The sequence below is a fragment of the Citrobacter sp. RHB20-C16 genome (assembly GCF_013890155.1).
Classification (GTDB): domain Bacteria; phylum Pseudomonadota; class Gammaproteobacteria; order Enterobacterales; family Enterobacteriaceae; genus Citrobacter_A; species Citrobacter_A amalonaticus.
The window spans coordinates 117417-132911 of sequence record NZ_CP057630.1 but is presented as its reverse complement, the minus strand read 5'-3'; the positions used below and the strand labels follow the sequence as shown (position 1 = coordinate 132911).

The following is a 15495-nucleotide window of genomic DNA, read 5'->3' as shown; positions in this document are numbered from 1 at the left end:
CACCACCGCACCTTCTCGTTATTGCGCAAAAATAGGCAACAGTAAATACAATTTAATCACCAGCGCGTTGACGATATCAATGAAAAACGCGCCGACCATCGGCACCACCAGAAACGCCATATGGGATGGACCAAAACGTTCGGTAATCGCCTGCATATTGGCAATCGCGGTTGGCGTCGCCCCCAGACCAAAGCCGCAGTGTCCCGCCGCCAACACAGCTGCATCGTAGTTTTTGCCCATCATTCGCCAGGTGACAAATATCGCGTACAGCGCCATAAAGATGGACTGCACCACCAGGATTGCCAGCATCGGCAGCGCCAGTGAAGCCAGTTCCCACAGCTTCAGGCTCATCAGCGCCATGGCCAGAAACAGCGACAGGCTGACGTTCCCGAGAACAGAGACTGCACGCTCAAAAACGCGATAAAAACCTACCAGCGCCAGGCCGTTACTGACAATCACGCCGACAAACAACACGCAGACAAACGTGGGCAGCTCAAACACTGTCCCCGCCAGCAATTGCGCAACGATCTTACCCACGGTGAGACAGATGGCGATAAGCGCAATGGTTTCGATCAGTACCAGCGAGGTGATCATGCGCCCGACGTCCGGCTTTTCAAAGGCGGTAGGCACTTCCAGATCGTCCGGAATACCGTCCGGCGTGGTGGAGTGTTTGACCAGATAACGTGCCACAGGCCCGCCGATCAGCCCACCAAGAACCAGACCAAAGGTGGCGCACGCCATCGCCACTTCCGTCGCGTTAGCAAAGCCGTAGCGTTCGATAAACAGCTTGCTCCAGGCGGCACCAGTACCGTGGCCGCCAGACAACGTGATCGAACCAGCAATCAACCCCATCAGTGGATCAAGTCCCAGCAGGCTGGCCATCCCAATGCCGATGGCATTTTGCATCAGCAGCAACCCCACGACGACGATCAGGAAAATTCCCACCACGCGACCGCCCGCCCGTAAGCTGGCGATGTTGGCGTTTAAACCGATGGTGGCGAAAAACGCCAGCATCAGCGGATCGCGCAACGTCATATCGAAATTCACTTCCCAGCCCATGCTCTTTTTCAGTACTAACAGGGCCAATGCGACCAGCAACCCACCAGCAACGGGTTCAGGAATCGTATATTTCTTGAGGAAGGAGACTGACTGAACCAGTTTACGCCCCAGTAGCAACGTCAGCGTTGCGGCAACGAGGGTTGATAAGGTATCGAGTTGAAACATACAAAGCTCCTTGAGTACGTCTGAATCAGTTACGCACTGATGTCTTATTCCTGCGGATATTTTTAGCTTTTAGTAGTAATTCGGCATGGATTTTAAGCAGAAAAGAGGGAAAAGTTATATAAAAATGTGATTTCATCTATTTTAAATATTAAGAATACCTACTCGCAAACGTTTGCTTTTACCATCTGGTCAGATAAAATGCCCGCTTTGTCATCACGGGATTATCATTGATGTCTGTTAACACCCTCGAGTCGGAAAATGCGCAACCGGTTGCGCAGACTCAAAACAGCGAACTGATTTATCGTCTTGAAGATCGCCCGCCGCTTCCGCAAACCCTGTTTGCCGCCTGTCAGCATCTATTGGCGATGTTCGTTGCGGTCATTACGCCGGCGCTGCTCATCTGTCAGGCGCTGGGGTTACCGGCTCAGGATACGCAACACATTATCAGTATGTCGCTGTTCGCCTCTGGCGTGGCCTCCATTATTCAGATTAAAGCCTGGGGTCCGGTGGGTTCAGGGTTGTTATCGATTCAGGGCACCAGTTTTAACTTCGTGGCACCGCTGATTATGGGCGGTACCGCACTGAAAACCGGCGGTGCAGACGTCCCCACTATGATGGCGGCGCTGTTTGGCACCCTGATGCTGGCCAGTTGCACGGAGATGGTGCTCTCCCGGATTCTGCATCTCGCGCGTCGTATCATCACCCCGCTGGTCTCGGGCGTAGTGGTGATGATTATCGGTCTGTCGCTGATTCAGGTGGGGCTGACGTCCATCGGTGGTGGTTATGCCGCGATGAGCGACAACACGTTTGGAGCGCCCAAGAATCTGATGCTGGCAGGCGTTGTGCTGCTGCTGATTATTCTGCTCAACCGCCAGCGTAACCCGTACCTGCGCGTGGCTTCACTGGTTATCGCTATGGCGGCGGGCTATGCGCTGGCATGGTTTATGGGCATGCTGCCGGAAAACAACGCGCCAGCCTCCCAGGATCTGATCATGGTGCCGACGCCGTTGTACTACGGGCTGGGCATTGACTGGAATCTGCTGCTGCCGTTGATGCTGGTGTTTATGATTACCTCGCTGGAAACCATCGGCGATATCACCGCAACGTCCGACGTTTCCGAACAGCCCGTCTCTGGCCCGCTGTACATGAAGCGTCTGAAGGGCGGTGTGCTGGCAAACGGCCTGAACTCCTTCGTCTCTGCGGTCTTTAACACTTTCCCAAACTCCTGTTTCGGACAGAACAACGGGGTCATTCAGTTAACCGGCGTGGCCAGCCGCTACGTTGGCTTTGTGGTTGCGCTGATGCTGATCGTGCTCGGTTTGTTCCCGGCGGTGAGCGGCTTTGTGCAGCATATCCCTGAGCCAGTGCTCGGCGGGGCAACGCTGGTTATGTTCGGGACTATCGCGGCCTCTGGCGTGCGCATTGTTTCCCGCGAACCCCTGAACCGCCGCGCAATCTTGATTATTGCGCTGTCACTGGCTGTCGGTCTTGGCGTCTCTCAGCAGCCGCTGATCCTCCAGTTTGCACCTGACTGGGTGAAAAACCTGCTCTCTTCCGGTATTGCTGCGGGTGGTATCACCGCTATCGTACTGAACCTGATTTTCCCGCCTGAAAAGCAGTAAAGGCTATGCGACGGTGATTCAAATTCACCGTCGCTATCATACTCTTTCACGATTCCTGCCTTGAGGATTGCGCGTAAATCGTGCATAACTCAACTATGTGCCCTTCGCAGGATGGAAGACCATGAAATTTATTGGAAAGCTGATTCTCTATGTGCTGATCGCCCTTCTGGTGGTGATTCTCGGCCTCTATTTCCTGCTGCAAACGCGCTGGGGCGCAGAACACATCAGTGCCTGGATATCTGAGCACAGCGACTATCAGTTATCCTTTGAGGCGATGGACCATCGTTTTTCTTCTCCTTCACATATCCTGCTGAAAAACGTCACCTTTGGGCGTGATGGTCAACCAGCCACGCTCGTGGCAAAAGCGGTCGATATTGGGCTGAGTACTCGCCAACTGACACATCCACGGCATGTCGATACGATCCTGCTTCAAAACGGTACCCTTAATATTTCGCCTCAGACGGCACCGCTCCCCTTTCAGTCTGACCGCCTGCAGTTGCAGGATATGGCGCTTAATAGCCCGGGCAGCGAGTGGGATCTGAGCGCTCAGCGGGTTAATGGTGGCATCATTCCCTGGCTGCCCGAAGCCGGTAAAGTGCTCGGCAGCAAAGCGCAGATTCAGCTCAGCGCGGGTTCTCTGACACTAAATGACGTTCCTGCTGCTAACGTACTGATTGAAGGCAGTATCGATAACGAACAGGTGACATTAAGCACTATCGGCGCAGATATCGCGCGCGGTGCGTTAACCGGTGTGGCAAAACGCCATGCTGATGGCAGTTGGATGGTGGAGAATCTGCGGCTGAACGACATCCGACTGCAAAGCGATAAATCGCTGGCCGACTTTTTCGCGCCGCTGAACGCCATTCCATCGCTACAGATTAATCGCCTTGAGGTCACTGACGCGCGTCTACAGGGACCAGACTGGGCAGTCACTGACCTTGACCTTAGTTTGCGCAATCTGACCTTCAGCAAGGACGACTGGCAGACGCAGGAAGGCAAATTGTCGATGAATGCCAGCGAGTTCATTTTTGGCTCGTTGCATCTGTTCGACCCTATTCTGAATGCCGAGTTTTCGCCGCAAGGTATCGCGCTGCGCCAGTTCACTACCCGCTGGGAAGGCGGAATGGTCAGGACTTCCGGCAACTGGCTGCGGGAAGGTAAAGCCCTTATCCTCGATGACGCAGCCATCGCGGGCATCGAGTACACCCTGCCGGAAAACTGGAAACAGCGCTGGATGCAACCGCTGCCGACATGGCTGAACAGCCTGACGCTGAAGAAATTTACTGCCAGCCGCAACCTGGTGATTGATATCGACCCGACATTCCCGTGGCAGTTGACCGCGCTGGATGGTTATGGCGCGAATCTGGGGCTGGTCCAGAACCAGAAATGGGGCGTCTGGAGCGGAAACGCGACCCTGAATGCCGCCGCCGCCACCTTCAACCGCGTTGACGTGCGCCGCCCCTCCTTGTCTTTAGCTGCCAACGCCAACACGGTGAATATCAGCGAACTGAGCGCTTTTGCGGAAAGAGGGATTCTGGAAGCGACCGCCAGCGTGTCACAGTTACCGCCGCGCCAGACACAAATCAGCCTGAATGGCCGCGGTGTCCCGGTGAACGTTCTACAGCAATGGGGCTGGCCGGCACTGCCGATCGTCGGTGACGGTAATATTCAGCTGACAGCCAGCGGAACGGTGCAGGCAGACGCGCCGCTCAAGCCCACAGTGAATGGGCAATTGCACGCCGTGAATGCGAATAAACAGCAGGTCACGCAAACCATGCAGGCCGGAGTCGTCTCCGCGGGTGAAGTGACGTCGACCGAACCGGCCCCCGTTTCCCCCGCGCCCGTTACGCCATAATCTCTCCTTAGCGCTCCCGGATATTCATTATCCGGGAGCGTTCTCTGTCTGAAAGCGAAACAGGTATTCATTTATCGGCTATTTGTGCCTATTTTCCGCAACAGGTTTTCATCCCCGCCGGGAGTTGTTATAACAATTACGTTGGAAGTCTTATTTAATAATTACAAACACCCTACATAAAATAAAGGAATAGCCATGTCTGTAATACGTCAACGTATTCTGGCGGATATGCAAAGATTCTCCAGAGCAATGATCGGGGCGGTCTTGTTCTTACCTGTTATTGGCTTAATCCTGGCATTAAGTTCAATATTAACTAACCCGACACTTATTTCCGAAACCAGCTTTTTACATCAAATAGGTCAACTCCTCGGTGATACCTTCTGGCCATTATTTGGCAACCTGGGACTGCTTTTCTGTGTCGGCATCAGCTATGGTCTGGCGAAAGATAAAAAAACCGAAGTCGCGCTGGTTGCCGTCATGTGCTTTATTATGTTTTTGGGCGCCAATCACTCCTGGCTGGAATATACTCACGGCATCGCTGAAAAGGTCAATGGCGAATATTATGGCACCGGACAAACGCAAATTTTAGGTTTTGTCGTTGTTGATATGGGGATCTTTTTAGGGATTATTCTCGGCTGCACCATTGCCTGGGTCCATAATAAAGTCTCTGAAATAGAGTTGCCGGGCGCACTCTCGATGTACGGCGGCGCAAAACTGACCTTAATCGCCATGACGCCGGTGATCCTTTTTTACGCCATTGCCTTTACCTGGTTCTGGCCGTTCATCACGCACGGCATCGCGGCATTAACCAGTTTCATGAAAAACGCCGGGGTGGCAGGCGTCTTCGTGTACGGCTTTTTTGAAAAATTCCTGATCCCAACAGGGCTGCACCACTTTGTCTGGTCTCCCTTCCAGTTGACCCAGATTGGCGGCACTCTGAACGTTGACGGGCAGGTGGTCTCCGGGACGCAAGCCATCTTCCTGGCCTACATGCGCCATCCGGATCTCACCCCGGTAATGAACGAAGCACTACGCTTTTCCCAGCAGGGCATGACGACAATCTTTGGTCTCTCCGGTGCAGCGCTGGCGTTTTACCACACCGCCACGCCGGAGAAGAAAATGATGGCGAAGGCGATTCTGTTGCCCGCTATTATTACCTCTATCCTCACCGGAATTACCGAACCGATTGAATTTACATTCTTATTTATTTCGCCGCTGTTATGGCTGATTCACGCCACTCTGACCGCCGCCTCTCAGGCAATTTGCGATCTGCTGACGGTTCGTCCGTGGGGCGCGTCCGGACTCATTGAGTTTCTGATATATAACCTGCCGTTGCCGGCAGCCCTCACTCGCTGGCCGCTATACGTTCTAATCGGTATCGGGCAATTCGCCGCGTACTACGTCATTTTCCGTACGCTGGTCATCAGGCTGAACCTGAAAACACCAGGGCGCGAAGATGACGGCGAAGTGAAACTCTACAGTAAAGAAGATTACCGCAATAAAAAGGCCAAAGCAGGTCAGGCCGTCACCGATGAGATCATTAAAGGCTTAGGCGGCAAAGAGAACATTATTTCTGTTGATAACTGTTTTACCCGATTACGCGTCGCGCTCCATCATCCTGACAAAATTGATGAAGCCTTATTAAAAAGTACCGGCGCCAATGGCGTAGTGCGTAATCAAAATGAAGTTCAGGTTATTTACGGTGTGAGGGTTGGACAGGTTCGAGCCCGGGTAGATAACTGGCTGGCAAATAATTAATCAGGAGTTGTTATGAAATTAACCGTATTAGGCGGGGGCGGCGTTCGTTCCGCGTTCCTGGCGAAATCTCTGGCCTATAATGCGCATCGTATTGGTTTACAGGAAGTGGTGTTCCTCGATAACGCAGAAGAGAACCTGAAAATTTTCGGCGAAATCGCCCGTTATGTTTTTGCCACGATTCGACCTGATATTCGTTTCAGCCTGACGACGGATCCGGTATCCGCGTTAAAGAACAGCAATTATGTCATCACTACGCTACGCGTCGGCGGCGATGAAAGCCGTGTGCGCGATGAACGTATCGCGCTCAACCATAACACATTAGGTCAGGAAACCACCGGGGCGGGTGGTTTTGCGATGGCGATGCGGTCGATTCCCGCCATTCTTAATTACTGCCGTCTGATTGAAGAACATGCCGCACCCGATGCCATTCTGTTCAACTTTACTAACCCTTCCGGACTGGTTACCGAGGCGATCATTAAATCCGGGTTCAAACGTCGGGTTTATGGCATTTGCGATGCCCCTTCAGAGTTGATTCGCGAACTGCCTGCCATCCTCAACTGCGACGAAGCGGATTTGAAAGTGGAGTGCTATGGTCTGAACCACTTCTCGTGGTTTACCCATTTCACCGTGAAGGGTGAGGACGTCACCGACAAACTGGTGAGCAACCCGGCACTGTACAGCAAAACGGCGATGCAGTACTTCTCACCGGTGCTGGTTCAGCTTTGCGACAAGCAATTACTGAATGAATATCTCTATTACTACTACTATCGCGAAGTGGCGCTGAAAGCGATTCAGGATGCACCGGAAACGCGCGGTGAAGCTATCGCGCGGATCAACAAGGAAATGCGCGAGGAACTGCAGAATGTGGATGCGCAGGCAAACCCGGAAGCCGCATTCGATATCTGGATGAAACACTATCTGCGCCGCGAAAATAGCTATATGCAGAGTGAGTCGCATCAGGAAAAATTCAACACCCGCACGCCGCTAACGCTGCAACAGTTTATTGAAGAACCGGATAGCGGCGGTTACGCAGGGGTGGCGCTGGATATTCTCGAAGCCGTGAACAGCGCCACCAGCAAACGCATCGTTGTCTCACTGCAAAACAATGGCACGCTGGATTTCTTACGCCCGGATGATGTCATTGAGATCAGCTGTGATCTGAGCAAAGAGGGGCTGAAACCGGTGACGCCGATCCACGTACCGGACGCGCAGAAAAACATGATCTCCTGCGTGAAAGAGTACGAGCGTCTGGCAGTGGAAGCCATCATGCGCAAAGATAAATTTCTGGCAATCCGCGCATTAATGGCGCATCCGCTGATTGGCTCCTGGTCGTTGGCCGAAAAGTTGGTTGGCGAGTATCTCGACGAAGCACAGTTTAGCGACTGGAAATGATCGTTCCCGGGGCGTCGAGTGGCGCCCCGCCCGGATTTTGCATAAACCAGAGCTTCAGCAAATGTTCGAATCCCAGGATGCAGTAACCAAAGAAAGGGTTGCTCCAGTAGATATCATCATCAAACTTTTGCGGATCGTGAATGATGACGGCGGTGTTTGCCGCCTGGGCCAGGGGGCTTTGATAGTCACCGGTAAAGCAGACAAGGTCGGTATTTTTACCTTCCAGCGCCTTGACCCAATTTAATGCCGAACTGCTGCGACCAGATTTAGACACCAGCCAGATAGAATCGAATTTTGCAGCCGTTTTTTGTTCCAGTATTTCGTAGTCCGGCCAAAGTGCCAGGCTGGCATTCACGCCAATCACCAGGAATTTATTATAAATATATTGCGCAATCAGTTGTGAGAAACCGCTGCCATGAATAAGAATACGGTCGTGCTGCAGACGATTTAATAGCAACGCGAGGTTTTCGGTTGGCTGGACATTCATAAAGTTAATATCATTGGTCACATCAAGTTTTGGCATTGTGATATTAAATTTAATGAAATACACCAGCTCCAGCCAGCCGCTAAATTTGAGCTTTTTCGCCAGACGGACCAGCGATGACGGATTGCTGTAACAGTGTTCCGCGACGGTGCGAATACCCTCACGAATGCATTGCTCTGGATTATTCTGAATAAAGCGCAGTACGGTAACTTCTGTCTTACTTAATTTTACATCACGAAATACATTTTCCAGTTCCATTTTCTGCTCCTGTGAGTGCAGAATAAATTTATCATTTTTTAAAGTAAACGGTCTGTGCAACAGGTCACTTCATCACAATTTCATATTAAAAAAAGAAATGAATAAAAATCTGACATTACTCGCCATGATATTTTTCTTATGGGGCAATATAACCGCCATTAACAGCGTGCTGATCATCTTTTTCTATCAGTATTTCCATCTGTCGTGGTCGCAGTCTATTTTCATTACCGTTATTTTTTACGTGGCCCCTTTTCTGACCTGTCTGCCCTGTTCAATGCTGATTGAACGCCAGGGGTACCGTAAGGTGTTGCTGCTGTCGTTAACGTTGTCGGTTGCGGGATGCCTGCTGTTCGCTCTGGCGTTGCAGCTGGATTCCTTCGCCCTGTCACTGTTGGCGATGTTTGTCGTGGCGACGGGCGTGGCGGCGATGCAGGTTGTCGCGAATCCCTATCTGACATTGCTCAGCGCACCGCACAAACGCATTGGCAATCTGTGTCTGGCCTCTGCGGTTAATTCGCTGGGAACCACGCTGGCGCCCATGCTGGTTGCGCTCCTCCTGGCGTTTTCCCCTATCGATATCCTGGCGCGTGAAGAACCTATCAGTGCGCTCTGGCTTTGCCTCGCCTGCTTTTCGCTGGCATTGATTGCAGGGGTTTTCTGGATCCGCCTGCCGGATGTGGCGCGCCCGGGAAAAGCCGCGTCAGGAACGTATAACGCCTGGAAGAACAGAGAACTGTTATTCAGTGTGGCGGCGATTTTTATCTATGTCGGCGTCGAAGTGAGCCTTGCGACCAGTCTGGTAAAATATCTCATCACCATCGGCGGCTGGAGCACTACTGTTGCGATGTCGCTGGTCTCTTTTTACTGGGGAGGTGCGCTGGCGGGTCGTTTTCTTTATGGTTTTCTCGCCGACAAAACAGGCAATTACACGCCGTTTCTGATGGCGACGCTGGCCTGTGCAACGGCGGTGATGATGGCGATATGGCTGAACAATACCACTGGCGGTTATCTGCTTATCCTGACCGGTTTAGGAAACTCAATTCTCTATCCGATTATCTTCGGGCACACCATCAACAAAAATCCGGCGATCGCCAATATTTCTGCCGCAGCAATGGTGATGGCCGGGATTGGTGGTGCGGTTATACCCTTACTGCAGGCTGCTTGTATTGATGGACTCAACCTCCGGTTCAGCTTTCTATTACCGGTCGCGTTGTATCTGCTGCTGGCGCTGTGGGGGCGGCTGAACCTCCACCCCCTCGGTACATCAACTTAAAGCGAAATGACGATCTCATGACTTTGCGGCGTCACCATCACGCCCAGTTCGCTTCCCCGGTGTGAAGCGCCGCGAATACCGCTAATCTGCGCGATGTTACGCAGGCACAACGTCCAGTCGTGCGCATCCCCCTTGCCCGTCACGGTGAGGGTGTTGCCATTGCGCTTAGCAGTCAGCGTAAAGATAACCGAACCGTCAGCAGCAGGGACGTCGCACACGGCTTCACGTCCCTCCTCGAGCGCGAACAACTGGAAGGCAGTGCCTTCGTTCCACGCGTAATCTGGTTTCTGATTATTACGGCCCAGCGCCAACAGGGTGTTGTCACGCACATACACTGGCAGACTCAGGAAGTCATGCTGCTGTTTGTACCAGCGGCTGCCCTGTACGACGTCATTGTGCCACAGATGCGTCCAGCGTCCTTCCGGCAAGTAAAACTGCACCTTCCCCGTTTCCGAGAATACAGGCGCCACCATCACTGAATCCCCTAGCATATACTGGCGATCGAGATAATCGCATGCCGGATCGTCCGGGAACTCCAGCATCATGGCGCGCATCATTGGCGTGCCCCGCTCGTGTGCACGAGCCGCTTCACGGTACAGGTACGGCATCATGCGGCACTTCTGCTCGGTGAAGAAGCGCACCACATCGCAGGATTCCTCATCATACGCCCAGGGCACACGATAGGATTTGCTGCCGTGCAGGCGACTGTGACTGGAGAGCAGACCAAACGCACACCAGCGTTTATAAACGTGTGCCGGCGCGGTGTTTTCGAAGCCGCCGATATCGTGGCTCCAGAAGCCAAAACCGGACAAGCCGATGGACAGGCCGCCGCGCAGGCTTTCCGCCATTGACTCATAGTTGGCGTAGCAGTCGCCGCCCCAGTGTACCGGAAACTGCTGTGCGCCCACCGATGCGGATCGGGCGAACAGCACCGCCTCTTTTTCGCCAACGGTCTCTTTCAGCACGTTCCACACCAGTTCGTTGTAGATGTAGGCATAATGGTTGTGCATTTTCTGCGGATCGGAACCATCAAACCATTGCACATCGGTCGGGATACGCTCGCCGAAGTCGGTCTTGAAGCAGTCAACACCGATATCCACCAGACCTTTCAGTTTATTGGCATACCATTCACAGGCCTGCGGATTGGTGAAGTCATAAATCGCCAGCCCCGGTTGCCATTTATCCCATTGCCACAGGGAACCGTCCGGACGTTTCAGCAGGTAGCCTTTCTCTTTCAGCTCCTTGAAAATCGGCGATTTCTGTCCGATGTACGGGTTGATCCATACGCAGACCTTCAGCCCTTTCTCCTTCAACCGACGAATCATTCCTTCCGGGTCGGGGAACGTCACCGGATCCCATTCGAAGTCGCACCACTGAAAAGCCTTCATCCAGAAGCAGTCAAAGTGGAAGACGTGCAGCGGCAGATTGCGCTCAGCCATGCCGTCGATAAAGCGGTTTACCGTCGCTTCATCGTAGTTGGTGGTGAACGAAGTGGTCAGCCACAGGCCAAACGACCAGGCAGGCGGCAACGCCGGACGCCCCGTGAAGCGGGTATAGCGGTTCAACACTTCTTTCGGCGTCGGACCGTCGATCACGAAATATTCGAGATATTCGCCCTCGACGCTGAACTGCACTTTCGACACTTTCTCCGAACCGACTTCAAACGAGACGCACTGTGGATGGTTGACCAGCACGCCATAGCCACGGTTGGTCATATAAAACGGGATGTTCTTATAGGATTGTTCGGTGCTGGTGCCGCCATCGCGGTTCCAGGTTTCTACCGTCTGACCATTACGCACCAGCGCGGTAAAGCGCTCGCCCAGACCGTAAACCGTCTCGCCGACGCCCAGATCCAGGCGCTCGAACATGTAGTTCCGCTGGGTGGTGGTGTCCTGCACATAGCCGTTGTTCTTCAACTGACTACCGGTAATGCGCACACCGTTACGCAGGAAATCCAGCGACCAGCACTCACCTTTAGTGACGCGCACGCTTAAGTTACCGCTTTTCAGCTCAGCAACCTCAGCGGTGTTTTGGATATCGACCTTCACGTCCTGTAAAACATTGAGCGGGTAATGCGGACCGTTATCCAGCGCCCCCTGAAAGTGTTCCATACGCACGCCCACAATCCCTTCCTGCGGCGAAGAGAAACGCAATGTAAAGAGCGGAGTATCCAGTTGCCAGGTGCGTTCTCGGACATCACGCGGCGCGGCATAAACCACCAGTTCGTTACCGTGCTGTTCCACATCAAACACCTGGACTGGATGAAGTAAATTAAGGCCAGGCTGAATCAGCCAGTTTCCGTCGCTAATCTTCATACTCTGTTCCTTTAGTTCTGAAATTCGTTATGCGTAAATTCCTGCTGATTGCGACGCGCGCCCTGTGCCAGTTGGTCGAGGATGTTTCTCAGGTAAGGCGTTTTCAGGGTGTAGAAGCGTTTGGCAATCACGGCACTCAGCAGATAGCAGATGGCCGGGACGATTGTGAACAGGGCAATAATGATGTTGATGGTGGCGTTGTTCTGCGTTTTCGCCGCCGCGTCGTAGCCACCGCCTGCCAGCATCCAGCCAATAAGCGCGCCACCGAGCGCCAGACCCAGTTTGAGTACGAACAGGGTGCCCGCAAAACTGATACCGGTCAGACGTTTACCGTTGCACCATTCGCCATAATCGACGGTATCGGACATCATCACCCACTGGATCGGCGTCACCAGCTGGTGCAACACGCCAATCACGAAGATAAAGACGAACATGGTGATGTCGGCCTGCATCGGGACAAAGAACATCGCGAGGCTAACCACGGCCAGGGCCGCGTTGGTCCACCAGAAGATGCTGACTTTGCATTTCCAGTCGGTGAGGGGTTTTGCCAGCGCGGAGCCAATCAGGTTACCAACACAGTAGGTGGTCAGGAAGGCGACGAATACTTCCGGCGTCCCCAGGATCCAGGTGACGTAATACATCATCGCGCCACCGCGTACGCAGACGGCGAGAATATTGAGGATGGTCAGCAGACCCACAATCCGCCACTGGTCGTTTTGCCAGATATCGCGGAGATCTTCGCGCATTGAGGTTGTGCTCGGTGGCGCTTCGATACGCTCTTTGGTGGTGAAGAAGCAAAACGCCAGCATCAGGAATGCCACTACCGACAGCACTGCAATCCCACCCTGAAATCCCAGCGCTTTGTTATCACCGCCAATGAGATTCACCAGCGGCATCATCAGCACGGTCGAGAGCATCCCGCCCGCCGTCGCCAGCACAAAGCGCCAGGATTGCAGAGAAATACGCTGCGTGGGGTCATTAGTGATCACCCCGCCCAGTGCGCAATACGGGATATTCACCACGGTATAAAGCAGCGTCAGCAGCGTATAGGTGATAGCAGCGTAAATCATCTTACCGTTCAGGCTGAGGTCCGGCGTGCTGTATGCCAGGACGCAAACAAGGCCAAACGGCAGCGCGCCAAACAGCACCCACGGACGGAATTTGCCCCAACGGGAACGCGTGCGATCCGCCAGCAGTCCCATGCACGGGTCTGAAATGGCGTCCAGCGCGCGCGCCAGTAAAAACATGGTGCCGACAAAACCGGCGGGAATACCGAAAATATCGGTATAAAAAAACATCATATACAGCATGACGTTATCAAAAATGATATGACTGGCAGCGTCGCCCATCCCGTAGCCAATCTTCTCCTTAACAGACAAAATATGAATAGTCATAACGCATCCTTTCGCGCTCTCATGCGCACTGGTACCGGTTACCGTTTTTGTAAACCATTCGCGCTAGCGACGGATATTCCGATATCTCGTTATTAAATTACGATTCTTGTTTTCTGTGATCGCGGTTGCGCCAGAAGATGTGAGAAAATGTAACTAGAGGAATTTATGAGGATTTATATGAAACCGATCATGGTAAGAAGAAAGGGAAGTTAAAAAAGTGAGTGAGGGGGTGTGGAAACGTCAGGAAGTAGCTATAATGCGCCCCGCCTCCATGTAGCAATGCAGGCGCGGAAGATCGTCGTCTCCGGTGAGGCGGCTGGACTTCAAATCCAGTTGGGGCCGCCAGCGGTCCCGGGCAGGTTCGACTCCTGTGATCTTCCGCCAATTAGCTTCTACTGAACTATCCCGAAGTCAACAACCCCCTTTGTAATCCCTTATATATCAAGTATTCCTTGTATCCATAGGTCAATCGACTTCAACCTGCATCAAGCGGTTTTTGGGGGTGTATTAGGGGGTACTATTCACCATTAAAATGACAGCACCCCCATAATGGCAAAAATGTTAGTTATAACAATGGGTTTTGACGACATATTTGTTATAAAAGGGATTAATTGGGGGTATCATATTAGTTACTGGCGGAAATCCCCACAGGAGAATGGATTCATCAAAAGCCGGAGAATGTCATGGCGCTAACCGATGTTAAAGTGAAAACCGCAAAGCCAAAAGAAAAGCCTTATAAGCTGGCTGATGGCGGCGGTATGTATCTGCTGATTAACGCTAATGGTTCTAAATACTGGCGTATAAAGTACCGCTTCGCTGGTAAAGAAAAGATGCTTTCTATTGGCGTATACCCCGATGTTTCGCTGGCCGACGCACGCGAAAAACGCAGCGAAGCCAGAAAAATCCTCGCTGCTGGAAGCGACCCGGGCGAAGTAAAGAAAGAAGAGAAAGTGGCTCAGCAAATGAGCTTGAAAAACACTTTCGAGGCCGTTGCCCGCGAATGGCATCAAACGAAATCCGATCGCTGGTCATTACGTTATCGTGATGAAATCATCGATACCTTTGAAAAAGATATCTTTCCCTACATCGGCAAGCGCTCTATTGCTGAAATCAAACCAATGGAGTTGCTGGAGGCCCTGCGTAAAATGGAAAAACGCGGAGCACTGGAGAAAATGCGCAAGGTCCGCCAGCGCTGTGGCGAGGTGTTCCGCTATGCAATTGTCACTGGCAGAGCTGACTACAACCCCGCCCCCGACCTTGCCAGCGCGTTAGCTACGCCGAAAAAAGTACATTTCCCCTTCCTTACGGCCAATGAACTTCCTCACTTCCTTAACGACCTGGCGGGTTATACCGGTAGCATTATAACGAAGACAGCTACTCAAATCATTATGTTAACCGGTGTACGCACGCAAGAATTACGTTTCGCACGCTGGGAGGATATCGATTTTGAGACAAAATTGTGGGAGATCCCAGCAGAAGTGATGAAGATGAAGCGGCCTCATATTGTGCCGCTATCAGAGCAGGTTATTGCACTGTTTAAGCAACTTGAGCCGATATCAAAACATCACCCGCTGGTCTTTATCGGCAGGAACGATCCTCGCAAGCCTATCAGCAAGGAAAGCATCAATCAGGTTATTGAGTTGTTGGGATATAAAGGCAGACTGACGGGGCATGGCTTCCGCCACACGATGAGCACCATTCTACATGAGCAGGGTTTTAACTCAGCATGGATTGAAACGCAGCTTGCGCATGTTGATAAGAACGCGATTCGCGGGACGTATAACCATGCGCAGTATCTTGATGGGCGTAGGGAGATGATGCAGTGGTATGCGAATTATATTAGTGAGTTGGGGAAAGGTGGAATTATAGTCGAAGGGAAATTTGAGAAGACAGCATAAAACAAGCAAGATAGCCATCTTT

10 protein-coding genes and 1 tRNA gene are annotated in these 15495 nt (G+C 52.4%); 7 read left to right on the top strand and 4 right to left on the bottom strand.

What is annotated here, in order from left to right; all coding sequences use genetic code 11:
* Positions 1–18: 18 nt before the first annotated feature.
* On the bottom strand, positions 19–1224 hold the full coding sequence (gene gltS / locus HVX64_RS00620; protein WP_042998644.1) for a sodium/glutamate symporter: 1206 nt from the start codon (positions 1222–1224) through the stop codon (positions 19–21).
* 230 nt (positions 1225–1454) lie between these two features.
* On the opposite strand from gltS, the gene xanP reads away from it, so the two are divergent.
* The 4 genes from xanP to HVX64_RS00600 all read left to right on the top strand — a co-directional run bounded on the left by xanP (position 1455) and on the right by HVX64_RS00600 (position 7851).
* Positions 1455–2846: a xanthine/proton symporter XanP gene (gene xanP / locus HVX64_RS00615; protein ID WP_042998645.1), complete on the top strand. Its 1392-nt coding sequence runs from the start codon at positions 1455–1457 to the stop codon at positions 2844–2846.
* A 121-nt stretch (positions 2847–2967) separates the two neighbouring features.
* On the top strand, positions 2968–4701 hold the full coding sequence (locus HVX64_RS00610) for an AsmA family protein (RefSeq protein WP_044254391.1): 1734 nt from the start codon (positions 2968–2970) through the stop codon (positions 4699–4701).
* A gap of 195 nt (positions 4702–4896) precedes the next feature.
* Positions 4897–6459 (top strand): PTS transporter subunit EIIC, encoded by a 1563-nt coding sequence (locus HVX64_RS00605; protein ID WP_044254394.1) that lies wholly within the window; start codon positions 4897–4899, stop codon positions 6457–6459.
* A 12-nt stretch (positions 6460–6471) separates the two neighbouring features.
* On the top strand, positions 6472–7851 hold the full coding sequence (locus HVX64_RS00600; RefSeq protein WP_042998649.1) for a glycoside hydrolase: 1380 nt from the start codon (positions 6472–6474) through the stop codon (positions 7849–7851).
* On the opposite strand, the gene HVX64_RS00595 is transcribed toward HVX64_RS00600, so the two are convergent.
* Positions 7835–8593: a MurR/RpiR family transcriptional regulator gene (locus HVX64_RS00595; protein ID WP_042998650.1), complete on the bottom strand. Its 759-nt coding sequence runs from the start codon at positions 8591–8593 to the stop codon at positions 7835–7837. The two genes, HVX64_RS00600 and HVX64_RS00595, sit on opposite strands and share 17 nt — an antisense overlap.
* Before the next feature lie 97 nt (positions 8594–8690).
* On the opposite strand from HVX64_RS00595, the gene HVX64_RS00590 reads away from it, so the two are divergent.
* A complete protein-coding gene (locus HVX64_RS00590) occupies positions 8691–9866 on the top strand; it encodes an MFS transporter (protein ID WP_044254397.1) in 1176 nt (391 codons plus the stop codon).
* Here HVX64_RS00590 and yicI read toward each other — a convergent pair.
* Both yicI and HVX64_RS00580 read right to left on the bottom strand, forming a co-directional pair.
* Positions 9863–12181, bottom strand: a complete 2319-nt coding sequence (gene yicI, locus HVX64_RS00585) for an alpha-xylosidase (RefSeq protein WP_044254400.1) — start codon at positions 12179–12181, stop codon at positions 9863–9865. The genes HVX64_RS00590 and yicI overlap by 4 nt on opposite strands.
* Positions 12182–12192: 11 nt before the next feature.
* Positions 12193–13575: a glycoside-pentoside-hexuronide family transporter gene (locus HVX64_RS00580; protein WP_042998653.1), complete on the bottom strand. Its 1383-nt coding sequence runs from the start codon at positions 13573–13575 to the stop codon at positions 12193–12195.
* A 289-nt stretch (positions 13576–13864) separates the two neighbouring features.
* On the opposite strand from HVX64_RS00580, the gene HVX64_RS00575 reads away from it, so the two are divergent.
* Positions 13865–13959: transfer RNA gene (locus HVX64_RS00575), tRNA-Sec, on the top strand.
* A 299-nt stretch (positions 13960–14258) separates the two neighbouring features.
* Positions 14259–15473 carry an integrase arm-type DNA-binding domain-containing protein gene (locus HVX64_RS00570; RefSeq protein WP_046401682.1) on the top strand — a complete coding sequence of 405 codons (1215 nt, stop codon included), beginning with the start codon at positions 14259–14261 and terminating at the stop codon, positions 15471–15473.
* The last annotated feature ends 22 nt before the right edge of the window (positions 15474–15495 follow it).